Origin of the sequence: Tissierella sp. MB52-C2 (genome assembly GCF_030931715.1) — a bacterium.
GTDB lineage: Bacteria > Bacillota > Clostridia > Tissierellales > Tissierellaceae > Tissierella.
In genome coordinates this window covers 466,745-480,415 of record NZ_CP133261.1, presented here as the reverse complement: position 1 = coordinate 480,415, position 13,671 = coordinate 466,745, and the positions used below count along the sequence as shown (strand labels likewise).

16 protein-coding genes are annotated in these 13,671 nt (G+C 29.0%); 2 read left to right on the top strand and 14 right to left on the bottom strand.

From position 1 onward, the window contains the following. Positions 1–149: 149 nt before the first annotated feature. Genes RBU61_RS02330 through RBU61_RS02320 form a run of 3 tightly spaced genes read right to left on the bottom strand, consistent with a single transcriptional unit; the run spans position 150 to position 1,836 of the window. Complete coding sequence (locus tag RBU61_RS02330; RefSeq protein ID WP_308879748.1) at positions 150–737, bottom strand: methyltransferase domain-containing protein; 588 nt, start codon at positions 735–737, stop codon at positions 150–152. 59 nt (positions 738–796) lie between these two features. Then, entirely contained in the window at positions 797–1,183 is a 387-nt protein-coding gene (locus tag RBU61_RS02325) for a hypothetical protein (protein WP_308877945.1), read from the bottom strand. Between the two features lie 56 nt (positions 1,184–1,239). Continuing rightward, complete coding sequence (locus RBU61_RS02320) at positions 1,240–1,836, bottom strand: AAA family ATPase (protein WP_308877944.1); 597 nt, start codon at positions 1,834–1,836, stop codon at positions 1,240–1,242. A gap of 223 nt (positions 1,837–2,059) precedes the next feature. On the opposite strand from RBU61_RS02320, the gene RBU61_RS02315 reads away from it, so the two are divergent. Then, entirely contained in the window at positions 2,060–3,298 is a 1,239-nt protein-coding gene (locus RBU61_RS02315) for a transposase (protein WP_308877943.1), read from the top strand. A gap of 83 nt (positions 3,299–3,381) precedes the next feature. After that, positions 3,382–4,329 carry an alpha/beta fold hydrolase gene (locus tag RBU61_RS02310; RefSeq protein ID WP_308877942.1) on the top strand — a complete coding sequence of 316 codons (948 nt, stop codon included), beginning with the start codon at positions 3,382–3,384 and terminating at the stop codon, positions 4,327–4,329. 290 nt (positions 4,330–4,619) lie between these two features. Here the strand turns inward: RBU61_RS02310 and RBU61_RS02305 are convergent, their stop codons facing one another. The 11 genes from RBU61_RS02305 to RBU61_RS02255 form a co-directional block, all read right to left on the bottom strand. Further along, entirely contained in the window at positions 4,620–4,832 is a 213-nt protein-coding gene (locus RBU61_RS02305) for a hypothetical protein (RefSeq protein WP_308877941.1), read from the bottom strand. After that, on the bottom strand, positions 4,829–5,938 hold the full coding sequence (locus RBU61_RS02300; protein ID WP_308877940.1) for an endospore germination permease: 1,110 nt from the start codon (positions 5,936–5,938) through the stop codon (positions 4,829–4,831). Before RBU61_RS02300 ends, RBU61_RS02305 begins: the two co-directional genes overlap by 4 nt. Then, positions 5,939–7,111, bottom strand: a complete 1,173-nt coding sequence (locus tag RBU61_RS02295; RefSeq protein ID WP_308877939.1) for a Ger(x)C family spore germination protein — start codon at positions 7,109–7,111, stop codon at positions 5,939–5,941. Between the two features lie 10 nt (positions 7,112–7,121). Beyond that, entirely contained in the window at positions 7,122–8,708 is a 1,587-nt protein-coding gene (locus tag RBU61_RS02290; protein ID WP_308877937.1) for a spore germination protein, read from the bottom strand. A 271-nt stretch (positions 8,709–8,979) separates the two neighbouring features. Next, positions 8,980–9,462, bottom strand: a complete 483-nt coding sequence (locus RBU61_RS02285) for a GNAT family protein (RefSeq protein WP_308877936.1) — start codon at positions 9,460–9,462, stop codon at positions 8,980–8,982. Positions 9,463–9,497: 35 nt separating this feature from the next. Then, a complete protein-coding gene (locus RBU61_RS02280) occupies positions 9,498–10,040 on the bottom strand; it encodes a GNAT family protein (protein ID WP_308877935.1) in 543 nt (180 codons plus the stop codon). A 21-nt stretch (positions 10,041–10,061) separates the two neighbouring features. Beyond that, positions 10,062–10,667 (bottom strand): histidine phosphatase family protein, encoded by a 606-nt coding sequence (locus RBU61_RS02275; RefSeq protein ID WP_308877934.1) that lies wholly within the window; start codon positions 10,665–10,667, stop codon positions 10,062–10,064. 63 nt (positions 10,668–10,730) lie between these two features. Beyond that, complete coding sequence (locus tag RBU61_RS02270; protein ID WP_308877933.1) at positions 10,731–11,291, bottom strand: AAA family ATPase; 561 nt, start codon at positions 11,289–11,291, stop codon at positions 10,731–10,733. 41 nt (positions 11,292–11,332) lie between these two features. Continuing rightward, positions 11,333–12,184: an MBL fold metallo-hydrolase gene (locus tag RBU61_RS02265; protein ID WP_308877932.1), complete on the bottom strand. Its 852-nt coding sequence runs from the start codon at positions 12,182–12,184 to the stop codon at positions 11,333–11,335. Positions 12,185–12,296: 112 nt separating this feature from the next. Continuing rightward, positions 12,297–13,100 (bottom strand): GNAT family N-acetyltransferase, encoded by an 804-nt coding sequence (locus tag RBU61_RS02260; RefSeq protein WP_308877931.1) that lies wholly within the window; start codon positions 13,098–13,100, stop codon positions 12,297–12,299. After that, positions 13,081–13,509, bottom strand: coding sequence for an NUDIX domain-containing protein (locus RBU61_RS02255; RefSeq protein ID WP_308877930.1), 429 nt, complete (start codon positions 13,507–13,509; stop codon positions 13,081–13,083). The genes RBU61_RS02260 and RBU61_RS02255 overlap by 20 nt, the downstream gene beginning before the upstream one ends. Positions 13,510–13,671: the final 162 nt, after the last annotated feature.

Sequence of the window (13,671 nt, the reverse complement as noted above, 5' to 3'; positions counted from 1 at the left end):
GATATAATCTATCTATGAAAATCCTGCCTTAAAATTGCATACTCCTTTTATCCCCCCTAGTAATCTAATTTAAAGTATTACCTTCTAATATTATATTCACTTTATCCACCAATATTTCTATTACTATAAGTGAAGATTTAAAACTTTTTTTATACTCCGTTTACATTTAATATATCTTTATGCTTCTTTTTAAAAATATAAGTTACTAGAAAACCTCTTTCATCTTTATTCTCAATATATTTTATTAATTCAAATGATTTTTTTAATATTTCAATATCTGCTGGTTGAATTAAATCTTCCTTTCTTATTCTTTCATCAGTCTTATGTTTATGTCCAAAACCTGATATAAATAAAATTCCATTATCTGATATATGGTTTTCAATATCTGCAAGATTCTCTTGATTTAGTCTGTAATGGTTAATTATAATATTATCAAATATTCCAATATTCCTTAATGCATTAGAATTACTTAAGTCTACCTGCTGTGTTTCTATAGAATGGTTTAATCTTTCTGCAAATCTCTTCAAACGTTCTAAGGCATTAAGGCTAAAATCAACTCCTGTGACTCTAAAGCCATTTTCAAGAAAAAACAACGCATTTCTACCATCACCAGATGCAATATCGAGAAGGGATCCTTTTTGAAAATAATTAATGTTGTCTATTATTACTCCTTCTGGATTTAATGGCTTATCACTTCTTTGAGCAAACTTTTCATCCCAATATTCTTTGTCTCCCATGTATTGCAATATATAATCCTCCTCCAAATATTATCTAAGATATATGATAAATTTATAGCCTAAAGTTTATCTATTGCCATCTCTATATCCTCTATGTCCTTATAGAAAAATATTTCTTTAGATATGCCTTCTAAAGTTTCAGATATATCTGATCCCTCCTTAGCTATCGTAATAATCCGTATACCCTTTGCAAAGGCATATCCTGCTTCAATACCTAAGCCTACTCCTTTTTCAGTTAAATCAATAATAACTAAATTGCATTCATCAATTTCTTTGAAGGTCAATTTCATTAGTTCCTGTGGATTATATCTAACTTGATGATTCTGTATATCTCTGACAATACAACTAGCTCTATATCCATTTCTTTCAAGAGCTGATGAAATCTTATCAATAATTGTCTTGTTTCTATAGTCTTCATAATATTTAATTCCAATATATGCTTTCATAAGCTTTATCTCCTCCATTTCTCTAACTGATAATCTTCATAAGTGGATCTATAGTACTATCTCCATAGTCTAATATGTCTAAGCCATATTTTAGTTTTATATAGCTTTTTCTTAACTAGATTTCTCTCCTCAGGTAACAAATCAATATTACATGATTCACCTATATAATCAACCACCTCATAAATTGTCATCTTGTTTGTATCAATATGCTCTTTAAAAATAGGATTAGATAAAGCTTCTACACATCTATTAATCTGCTTAGCAGCCCATGAATTGCTGCTATCACCTCTTTTTCTCAATCTTTTTATTAAAGTCTCCTTACTAGCTACCAAAGTAAAATGTTTAATATCAATATCTTTTTTCCTCAATCTTTCAAGTATTTCATTATAGTATAGTTCACTTGTTATTGTCATAGGCACTATGATTACCCCATCATAATGTATACTCATATATTCAAGCATTTGATAATTAAAATCCTTCCAAATTGTGAAATCTTGAAAATCATTTAGCTTCAGTTTCTTAGGTATATTATCTCGAATAAAATATCCTACTTCTTCTGGATCATATACATATGAATTCTCTATTCTTCTATTTAATTCATATGCTGTATTTGTTTTTCCACTTCCAAACGCTCCGTTAATCCAAATTATCATAAGATACCTCCAAAAAACATATTACTATAACACTTCTTATTTACATCAATAATAGCATATACACCATATTTTTACACTACTTAATGTTGTATTTTATCAAAAAGACCAGCAAGAATACATCCACTTCTATAAGTGGGTGATGAATTGCAATAATTGGCAATAAACACATTGAACAAACTTCTGTTCTGTGATAAAATATATTCATAGAATGGAGGTGAAAACAGTGTATTTAACAGTAAAGCAACAAGTTAAAAACCTTACCAAAGAAGAATATCTAATCTTAAGGGAACTATCTCATACTGCTAAAAATCTATATAATGTAGCCCTATATAATATTAGACAATATTTCTTTGAAACAGGTGAATATCTTAGTTATGGTAAGAATAATCTACTATGTAAAAATAATGAGAATTACAAAATACTAAATAGCAATATGAGTCAACAAATACTAAAAGAAGTAGATGGAACATTTAAGTCATTTTTTGAATTTCTCAAACTAAAAAAACTAGGTAAATATAATTCTAAAGTAAATATTCCTAAATATCTTAAAAAAGAAGAATTTTTCACACTAATAATTGGATTTGTTAGACTTAATAATAATAAACTAATACTTCCCTATTCCAATACATATAAAAGGAATCACAAGCCTATCATAATAACAATACCAATAATATTAAAAGATAAAGCAATAAAAGAGATTAGAATAGTACCTAAACTATCTGGAAGGTACTTTGAAATTCAATATACCTATAAGGTAGAAGAAGAGCAAAGGGAATTAAATAAGCAAAATGCACTTTCAATAGATTTAGGAATAAATAATCTGGCAACCTGTGTAACCAATAAAGGCAAATCTTTCATAGTAGATGGCAATAAACTTAAATCCATAAACCAATGGTATAACAAACAAATGACTAAATACCAGAGTATAAAGGATAAACAAAAAATAAAAGGAATAACAAAATATCAAGTAATAATTACTAGAAAGAGAAATAATCAAGTCAATGACTATATAAATAAAGCCTGTAGATATATAACTAATTACTGTATCAATAATGATATAGGTACAATAGTCTTAGGATATAACGAAGATATACAAAATAAAATAAATATAGGAAAAGTCAACAATCAAAACTTTGTAAATATCCCTATAGGAAATATAAAAGATAAGTTAGACTATCTATGCAAACTATACAATATAACCTATATAAAACAAGAAGAAAGCTATACATCTAAAGCAAGTTTCTTTGATAAAGATGAAATACCAACAATAGGAGATAAAACCTCAGAGGGTTTTAGTGGAAAAAGAATAAAAAGAGGATTATATAAAACAAGTACAGGTACTACCTTAAATGCAGATGTAAATGCAGCACTAAATATATTAAAGAAAAGTAAAGTTGTGGATCTAAGAATCCTATACAATAGAGGCGAAGTGGATACGCCTAAAAGAATAAGGATAGCTTAGCTATCAAACTTCTTCGGAAGCTCCCACTTCTATAAGTGGTGAGTAGTTCACTTATAATTAATAAATAGAAAGGAATTTAAGAAATGAAATCGAAAAAGTTTAAAATAATTTTTATTCTTATAGGATTATTATTAATTTTTATTTTTATGCCTAGAATTATATATCAAATACAAGGAATAAATTTAGATCAAGAAATGGTTATAGGACAATATATAAATGGTTATCATATACAACCAAAAAAAATAACTGGAAAAGGAGTAATAATTACCTTTGGTGGTAGTGAGGGTGGTAGCAATCTTAAGCTTGCAAGAAAGATTGCTAAAGAAGGTTATGAAGTATATTCTATGTATTATTTTGGGCAAGAAAACCAAAGAGAATCTATATCCAATGTTCCTATAGATTTCTTTGAAGAATTATATGAAAAGATTGAAAATAATTCTAATCGGACTAAGCCTGTAACTGTAATTGGAAGTTCCAGAGGGGCGGAGTTAGCTTTAATATTAGCAAGTAATTATCAAGATAAAATTGATAATTTAGTACTATACGCTCCATCAGCATATTCATTTGGAGGTAGTTTTGATGACTTTGGAAAAGAACTTCCTTCTTGGACTTATAAGGGAAAAGAAATCCCATTTTTAAAACAATCTGTTTTATTTAAAGATAAAAAGGGAAGAGATATAGCCAAAAAATTAGAAAAAAAACCTATAATATTAGAGACGTTCTTTACATATCTTATTGAAGAAAGTGGTAATGTGGAGGAAGCTAAGATAGATACAAGTGTTGTGAAAGCAAACATTTTAATTATCGCAGGAAAAGATGATCAACTTTGGCCTTCTTATAGAATGGCACAAAATATTATAGAAGAGCATAAAGGAGAACACCAACTAATTGCTTACGATGATGTCGGACACTCATTTGGGCCAACCAAATATAATAATATGGTTATGGGAGGAAAATTTATAGAAAATTTAAAAGCAGGTAGGGATAGCGACAAAAAACTATTTGAAACTTTAAAAAGATGGTTAGAATAAACTAACCTGAGTTTTAAGCAAATGCAATTGATTAAAACTCAAAGATATTAGTAGCTTTTTTGTATTACGTGAGTTTGACACAATATCAATTATGACAAATTGACAAAAGAACGGCAACACTTGATATAAAAGGGATAGAGATGGTTTTATACTCTGTCCTTTTTTCTTTTTGCAATTTTCAATATCATAAGTCCAATATTCAGTATAATAATTATTGATAATCTTGATTTAAAACAAATAGAAACTATTAAGATAATCTTAATAGTTTCTATTTATATATAAATTAATTTTTAATACCCTAATCCTAGTACATCACTGACAAATTTATCTAATGCCACCATGGGGCTTGGTATTCTATAGTCTAAGGCATATAAGGTAGATAAGATGAAAGCTATAATCATCATTGAAAGCGTTACCTTGAATTCTTTTTTTCTATTTGATTTTATCAATCCTTTTAAATCCCTTAATGCTATGATTATAAAAACTACAAATACATATATCATGAAATCATTCCCTTTTTTAATTTAGGCAATTTCCTAATTTTAATAACTATCATAGTAATAAGTGGTAGTATAGTCTCATATAAGAGCCATTGAAATGGTGCTGTTTTACTTGCAGAATTCATATGTTCTATTACTGTAGGATATATATTAAAAGAATATATTATACTAATCACACCTATACTTGCGACTAAGGATTTAAAAGATTTTAACTTAAATATATATGCTACGCTCATTACTGTTACATAGTATAATATACAAATCTTAAAAAACATTAATATAATTAAGCTAACTGCAAAGAGAACTTCTACTCTACTTAATGTAGAGTGTATACTTATTAGGCGAAGGGTCTCAAAAGATGGTAAAGAAAATATTTTCATTGTATTCCCTAATACGGCTGTATCTCTAAGAACTATAGTTAATAGAGTTAAACCTCCAATTATAAATCCATAAATAAAATATTTTCTTCTTTTCTTGGGTTCAATTTCTAAATTTGAGTTAATCATTAAAAACACTACAATTTCTCCGAAGGGAATAGTCGATATAATATGAGTCCCCTGAATATATACCATCTTAGGCTGATCAAAAATAGGCAAGAAATTATCTATATTCATTTGATTTATCGTCAAAAGACTTGTAGATATAACTATTAATATTGCAATTAATGTAAAAAACATACTATATCTAGTCACAACTTCTATTCCATTTCTTACTGTCCAAGCACATAATAAAACAAATATGCTTATGACAATTATAGGAGGTGTTTTTGTCATTGTGGTTCTTTGTACAAAATCTCCTAGATCTCGTATATTTAAGGATGATAATGTCATGAAAAACCATAAATATAGTACTGAAAATATCTTTCCTATTATGCCCCCAAAAACTATATCATTTATTTCTATTAAATTTTCATCTGGAAATGTCTTCATAATATATCCATATATCAATAAAGGGATTATTGAAACTATAAAACCCATTATCACAATTATCCATGAATCCTGATTTGTAATTGATGTAAAAAATGATGTCAAAAGAGATGAAGATTGTATAAAGCAAGCCACTGTAAACATAAACTGAATTCCTGAAATTTTTCCCTTATCTATTTTCATCTAATCTTCCCCCTTCATATTTAGTGAATTTACAATTTTACCAGTATTTATTAAATTCAATCTTATATTAGTAGATATTTTAATTTCTGGATATATGCTATTCCAATTATTTTTTATCTCTTTCCATTCTTTAGGGAATTTTTTATAAAATTTTGTCCCAAAACCTAAAAAATCTGCGTTTAAATCTTTACTTTTACGTAGACAAGCTTGTATTTCTTTATCTATTGCTTTTTTTCCTTCATCTAAGAGAATATTGGATACTTCTTCAATTGTCATGTTTTTAAATTCTTGTATTTCAGAAATCACCATATCTCCAATAATCTCCAGTGATATTACTAATTCATTCCCATTTCTGATTTCCGGTTCAAGCTTGTGTCTTATATGTATTATATTTAAGTTTGCAAGACCTTCTTCTGCCTCTACTTTTAGAAATGTATTTTTATATTTATCAGTAATCCAAGTATATCCTTTGGTCTCAGTATCATCTAATTCACCTATAAGTTTTCCATCATTTAAAATTGCTAATCCTGATAAAGCTAATCTTGTATTCCCCTCGTTATTATCTAATTTCAAAATAGGAATTACAGAATCCGTAGTCTTATCTATTATCATAGAAACAAGATCTATTATTCTAACTGAATAAGATTCATAATATCTGTCAACAGATTCCATCATTTTAGTAATTCCTAGAGCAGATATTCTATCTTGATCCATAGTATTATTAAGAATATCTCTAGCTTTATCTTCTGCAATAAATACTAAAGTTTCCATACGTATATCATATTGCCGGAGAAATGCATCTATATAAGGCTGTACACCTTTTCTAGCCTGTTCTTTTCCAAATATAACTACTTGATTATGATGCATAAATAAATCTCTAGTAATTTGTTTCTGAAGCTTTTCGATGGCAGATAATATGCTTTTGTCTTCTGCTTCTAAAGTTGCTGATTCATCATTAGACCCTTCACTTTTGAATGAACCAGAATTATCTTTACCTATTTCTCCTACCTGTAATATAAGACTAATATTATCATCATTATCTGTTGCATCAATACCAACTCCAGTTACTATCGATAGAGTGTCTAATTCTCTATTGTCCCAGCATCCCACTAAAATAAAAGCAATTGATGTGATTATAATGATTTTAATTAAATATATCTTCTTAATTCTCATATACTAACTCCTATTTTTTTATATTATTATCATTCTCTTCATTTGGAGGAATAAACGTTTTTTTCCTAGTATCATCTATATAAGCCAATTCATCTGGTCTATCTTTCATAATCCAAAGTGGCAACCTGACAAAACTATCTTGTTGGTCTTGTGAAAACTTTATAGATGCAAAATATGGTATACCAAAAGGTTCTAATATAGATAGATGTATCAGCATCCCTAAAAATCCCATAGATATACCAAACCCTCCTAATGCAGATGCTAAAATCATCATAATTATCCTAAGTATAGAAATAGAATCTGCCTGTTCTGGTATTATAAATCCAGCTACAGCCGCTATGGCAACACTTATCACCAAAGGTGCTCCCACTATTCCAGCAGATACTGCTGCCTCTCCCATGACTAAGGCTCCTACTATACTAATTGCTTGACCTATAGGTCGAGGTAATCTTAGACCAGCTTCCCTTAATATTTCAAATGATATAACCATTATTAATGCCTCTAATAGCGCTGGAAAAGGGGTCCCCTCCCTAGCATTTGCCACTGTAAATAAAAGAGTTGTTGGAATTAGTTCTTGATGAAAAGTCGTTAATGCAATAAACCCTGGAACTGCAAAAATTGCAATAAGATATGCTAGAAATCGCATCATTCTAATAATAGATGCATATATTGGCCTTACATAATAGTCCTCTGCTGTTTGAAAACTTTCCACAAATAACATTGGAACTGTTAATACAAATGGACTTCCTTCTACTACAATAGCAATACGTCCCTCAAGGACTTTAGCAGCAATCACGTCTGGTTTTTCACTATATCCTATTGTAGAAAATATTGAAAAAGGATAATCTTCGATATATTCTTCTACATAACTTGAATCTATTATAGAATCCACATCTATACTCCTCAATCTACTTCTTAAAGTTTTGAGGACATCTGGCTTTACTACTCCTTCAATATATGCAATACATATATTGGTATATGTTTTTCTCCCAATTATCATATTTTCCATTTTAAATTGAGGACTTTTAATTCTTCTTCTCAAAAGAGATGTATTTGTCCTAAAATCCTCTGTGAAACCTTCTCTCGGCCCCCTAACTACTGATTCTGTTTGAGGCTCTGTAACACTTCTTTTCTGCCAACTTTGTGTACTTATAATTAATCCTTCAGATAATCCATTTACTAACAATATTGTATTTCCAGAAAGACACCTTTCAAGTAAATCTGAATATTTACTACTTTTTTCAATGTCTCCTGAACAAATGATGCATTTCTGCAGGTCCTCTATACTAAAGTTTTCTATTACATCTTCTTTAAAATTTTTATTTAACATTATGGGCTTTAATATGCTTTCTGTAATCACTGAACTATCTACAAGCCCATCAATATATATAAGCACCCCATTAAATTCACAGTAATCTCCAAACATAAATTCATGTATTTTTATATCACTACTATTACCTAAAATCAGCTTGAAAAATTTTATATTTTCTTCTAAATTCTTTGATATATCTATATCTAAATAATCTTTATTTTCATGTTCTCGTCTACTAAGATTTTGCCATCGTACAACCTTTCTCATAAAATAACTAAATAGCATTTATAACAACGCCTTTCCCATTATGTTATAAATATTGTTGACACTTTCTTCCAATTTATTCAATAAGCAAAAATAGATAGCAATTGCTATCTATTTTGTTTCATATATTAATGTTTCAGTTTTTATTATTAGTTATATTTCTCTCTTATGGTCTAAAGCAATTATTACTCTATCCATTCCTTTTATAAAATCTCCATCTTTATTATGTTATGAAATATTTCTCTAATTTTATGCTAATTTATAATTTCTTCGATTTTAAATTTATAAATCATCATTTTAGCTTTAAAATATATGAATATCCATTTTTATTTTCTTTATATTTTCTAAATCCTGCTTTTTCAAAGGTTTTCTGTGATGCTGCATTATATGAATATATCTTATTAACATATATTTCATCATAGCCAAGTATCTTTGCTCTTTGTATTAAGGCATTAATAACTTTGTATCCTATTCCTTTTCCGCGATAATCTTTATCTCCTATTACTATTGGCATATCCTCTTTCCAAAATGTTACATCTCCTATTGGGATATATTCATTTTCTGTCTTAACCTCAATAAAATACAGTTCTCCCTTATTATCTAAATAATTATACATCCTTTCAAGTTTATCAATATCATATAATTCAGCATCTTCTCCGTCTTTATACCAGTTTAAGGCAAAATCAAATTTACCATCAAATTTTCTTAAACGTAAATCTGTATCTATATCTATATATTTAGGCTGATTGATTTGCAAATTCACTAACGTTGCCATGGTATAGCCCCCTTATAACATTGAAATCAATAATATTACTTACTCCATTCTCTTTTCAATATTCCATAAACAACAGAGTCTACATAGCCATGATTAAGTAATTCCCCATCTCGAATTATACCTTCCTTAATAAATCCAAGTCTCTCTGGAATAGCTCTACTTTTAAGGTTGTCTTCTGCACATCTAATTTCCACCCTATTTAATTCCAAAGTATTAAATGCATAATCAACAAATTCTCTACACGCTTTTGTCATTATTCCTTTACCTACATATCTTTCATCTAACCAGTATCCTATACTTACGTTTTTATTACTATGGTCTATATTATGAAAGCCTATAACACCTGCAAATTCTCCCCTATACCATATACCAGCATTAAATCCATTATTTGCGGCATGTTGTTTCTTAGTGCTCTCTATAAACCCTTTTGTATCATTTACAGTCTTCGTACTATCAACCCAAGGTAAATACTTCCTCAGATGTTCTTTATTTGAATCAATTGACTTAAACATCGCTTCTGAGTGATGTGTGTCTACTAGTCTTAGCTCTATATCATTATCAATTATATGTTTAAACATTACTTTTCCTCCATTTTCTTATTATTCTATATGAGAAGTATCGGCTTCTAATATTATATTGATTTCATCATCTTTCACTTCAATTATAGTGAGAGAAGTTCCTTGTAAAAAAGGTGGAGTCCATAGTTCTTCTAAAGGATATTTTTTTATAATAGCATAAATTGCCTTAATAACTACTGCATGAGATACTATTAAGACATTCTCTAATGATGAGTTACTAATTATCTGATTTAATACATCATTTACTCTTTCAAATAACTCATTAAAACTTTCTCCTTCAATTTGATTATATAAATGAGGCTTATTCCAAAAATTAAAATGTTCTATTGGATACAATTCCTTTATTCTATCATGCTCCATACCTTCCCATTTTCCAAATCCCATCTCCTTAAGAGATTCAGTTAACACTATTTCTGTGTTTTTATCTCCCCTTATATATTTAGCTGTATCTACCGCCCTATCTAAAGGACTACAGTATATATAATCAAAATCAATATCTTTTAACCTCTGCCCAAGTCTTTTTGCATTTTCAATGCCATTTGGGGTTAAATCTGAATTCTTCCATCCTTGCATTCTTCCTTCTTTGTTCCATTGTGTTTCTCCATGTCTAGTTAAATATATCGTCATTTATGACCCTCCATTCTTTCTGTCAAGTTCTAATCTTAAATACTCTATTTATACTCAATATATTTATAATTCAAACCTTTCTTTAATCATTTGTGCTACTTCTAATGGACTTAATTCTGTATTGTTTATTCTAATATAGTTTTCCTTTTTGATTTCACCATCTATTGAATTTAACCTATACCTTTCCATTGTACTTATTAAATCTCTTTCTGAAAATTCTATATTTCTCTTAGTTGGTTTATGCTCTAGCCTAAGGGGACTTTTGTTGCGTTTTAATCTTTCCTCTAGGGTTGCTTCTAGCTCCACAAAGTATACTTCCCCACCTCTTGACTCGAAAATATTGCATACCTTATCTACATAATCCCAATCTTCTTGCATATCAAATGCCCATACATAGGTAAATATCAACCCTTCTAAATCACTTTTTGCTACCTCTTCAAATATTTCTTGCCGAAATAAACTAACCAGTCTTTTACCTTCCTTTGAGCCATAGCTAAAAAAGTTAGATACCAGCTCGATTGTCATATGATTATGGAAAAGTTTTAATCCAGTTATTTTTTCAAGTTCTTGTCCAACTGCCATTTTACCGACTGCCTGTGGTCCAAATATTAAAACCAACTTCATTTACTATCACCTACCTATTCTGCTTAAAATAATATTTTATTCTATCTTTTAACTTTATTCATATCAGCAAAACAATTAATAAAGAAAATTTCATCTTCAGAAGGTTCTCTGTTAAATTTATCAATAAATTTCTTTATTCCATCTTCATTAGATTTGTTATCTCCTACTATTTCATTAGCTACTCTTAAATAATTCCAAAAATCATTGATTTCTTTTCTATCACATAGTGACTCATGAGATGCTATATAATACTCTACGTCATTATATTCCTCTATAATTTCTATCATATTAAATAACTTGTCTCTATCATATCCATATAAACCATCATATCTTCTACCATATATGGAATCTCCTAGAAACATGGTTTTCTCTTCTGGAATATATATCATAGTAGAATCATCAGTATGAGGTCCTCCTATTGCTCTAATAATACAAGTCACTCCGCCTAAGCCAATCTCTAAACTATCCTTGTAGGTAATATCAATTTCTCCTATTTCAAGGTTTTCCCTATCCTCGATTTCCTTTTTTATACACTCAACAGCAGATTTGGGAAATATCTCATTTTCAATATGCTTTTCCATGGACTCATCATCCCATTTTAAGTCTCTCATCTTATCAAGCTCTTCTTTTGTTCTTTCATGTGCAATAGTTATTAAATTCATCCCTTTTATCCCAAGTACATGATCCCAATGATGATGAGTTAAAACCAAATACTTAACAGGTGCTATGTCAACTTGTTCCAATTCCTTCAAGAACTCCTTTGCATGATTTGGAGAATTTCCAGAATCAACAATCATACTATATTTTGTACCTGATATTAATCCTAAAATAGGCCTATCGGTTTCATCTCTATGTTCCATATAAAAAATTCTATCAGATAGTTTATGTAACATGAATTAACCCCCTTTATTATAAATACTCGCCCTAAACTAAAAATTTCAAATTAAATATTCCCACTATTTCGAACCATTTAATTCACTATAAATATTAATACCTCTTTGCGATTTATTTACTTCTTAATTTCTTTTTCCATATATATGCAGGGTATCTTTCTATTTTTTCAAACCCTAGCTTTTCAGCTACTCGTAGGGATGGTATATTATCTTCCCTAGTTTCCCAAAGTGGTCTCATACCTTTATTTCTTTGTTCTCTTATCAGTTCATACGCTACTACTGATGCATAACCTTTATTTCTTTCTTTTTCACTAAAAGTATCAAGGTCTATAAAATATTTGTTATCATTTTCAAATCCATTATTCATACACTGAGATACTATTTTCCCTTCAACTGTGAGGATCATGCCCTGTGTTTCTTTATTCATCTCAATTATTTTAAAATAATTCTTATATCTTTCTGGTACGATTGGAAAGTTTCTTTCAAGTATCTCCCCACTAATATTTTTCAACTCTAATTTATTAAACTTTTCTTCATTTAAGATAAATGTATTTTCATAGTGTTTATCATATAGGCAAAATCCTTCTATTTCTTCTTCTAATATTTTATCATAATCATCACTTAAGGAATATACTTCAAAATACTGCTCTTTTAAGTCATCTATAATAGGTGTTATTTCTTTTATCATAAGTTCTTTAAAAAATGCTCTATTCCTTTTCAAGCTCTCTAATTCAAAATATGCATAGGCCCATCTTGATATAGCCCATACAATTATTCCTTTAGGATTTTCTTTATTATCTACATAAATTTTTCCTGGAAAATCTCCATTAATAACTGCTACAGCAGGAATCTGAAAATTAAAATTAAAATAATTTCTTACAATTTGATACTCATCCTTATCTAATTCTATATACATAGTTTCCCCCTCTGATTTCATCCCAATTCCAGTTTAACATTCTTACTCTAAAATCTTCATATACCATTTGCAATGACTTTTCGTCTGTACCAATCCATTTAAATGCATCATGCTCATCTGATAATTTTACTTCTCCTTCTTCAAACTGACATAAATAAATGATCCCTGCAATTTGATAATCCTCTCTAATTAAATTCCATGTATCTAATAATCTTATTGGCTCAACTACCAATCCAGTCTCTTCAATCATTTCTCGTCTTAGAGTTTCTTCTGCTGTTTCACCAAATTCCATTCGACCTCCTGGTAATTCCCATAGGTCTTCTTCTACCCCATTATTATGCATCACTAAGAATTTACCTTCATTAAAAATCAATGCCTTAACTCCTATATCTATTCTATTACCCTTCATAATTCTCCCCCCTGTTTTAAAATTTAAATGTTATATCAATAACTTACTCCATTTCTTGCTACTACTAAATTTGTCATTATAATATTGAGTTATATCTATCTAGGTATTTCAAAGACTTAGCTTGATTTAGCTAAGCCTTTGAAAGTTATATTAATTTTCCTA

Coding starts and splice junctions, on each gene's coding strand:
- RBU61_RS02330 (WP_308879748.1), bottom strand. CDS start 737: ATGGGAGACAAAGAATATTGGGATGAAAAGTTTGCTCAAAGAAGTGAT.
- RBU61_RS02325 (WP_308877945.1), bottom strand. CDS start 1,183: ATGAAAGCATATATTGGAATTAAATATTATGAAGACTATAGAAACAAG.
- RBU61_RS02320 (WP_308877944.1), bottom strand. CDS start 1,836: ATGATAATTTGGATTAACGGAGCGTTTGGAAGTGGAAAAACAAATACA.
- RBU61_RS02310 (WP_308877942.1), top strand. CDS start 3,382: ATGAAATCGAAAAAGTTTAAAATAATTTTTATTCTTATAGGATTATTA.
- RBU61_RS02305 (WP_308877941.1), bottom strand. CDS start 4,832: ATGATATATGTATTTGTAGTTTTTATAATCATAGCATTAAGGGATTTA.
- RBU61_RS02300 (WP_308877940.1), bottom strand. CDS start 5,938: ATGAAAATAGATAAGGGAAAAATTTCAGGAATTCAGTTTATGTTTACA.
- RBU61_RS02295 (WP_308877939.1), bottom strand. CDS start 7,111: ATGAGAATTAAGAAGATATATTTAATTAAAATCATTATAATCACATCA.
- RBU61_RS02290 (WP_308877937.1), bottom strand. CDS start 8,708: ATGCTATTTAGTTATTTTATGAGAAAGGTTGTACGATGGCAAAATCTT.
- RBU61_RS02285 (WP_308877936.1), bottom strand. CDS start 9,462: ATGGCAACGTTAGTGAATTTGCAAATCAATCAGCCTAAATATATAGAT.
- RBU61_RS02280 (WP_308877935.1), bottom strand. CDS start 10,040: ATGTTTAAACATATAATTGATAATGATATAGAGCTAAGACTAGTAGAC.
- RBU61_RS02275 (WP_308877934.1), bottom strand. CDS start 10,667: ATGACGATATATTTAACTAGACATGGAGAAACACAATGGAACAAAGAA.
- RBU61_RS02270 (WP_308877933.1), bottom strand. CDS start 11,291: ATGAAGTTGGTTTTAATATTTGGACCACAGGCAGTCGGTAAAATGGCA.
- RBU61_RS02265 (WP_308877932.1), bottom strand. CDS start 12,184: ATGTTACATAAACTATCTGATAGAATTTTTTATATGGAACATAGAGAT.
- RBU61_RS02260 (WP_308877931.1), bottom strand. CDS start 13,100: ATGTATATAGAATTAGATAAGGATGAGTATCAAATTGTAAGAAATTAT.
- RBU61_RS02255 (WP_308877930.1), bottom strand. CDS start 13,509: ATGAAGGGTAATAGAATAGATATAGGAGTTAAGGCATTGATTTTTAAT.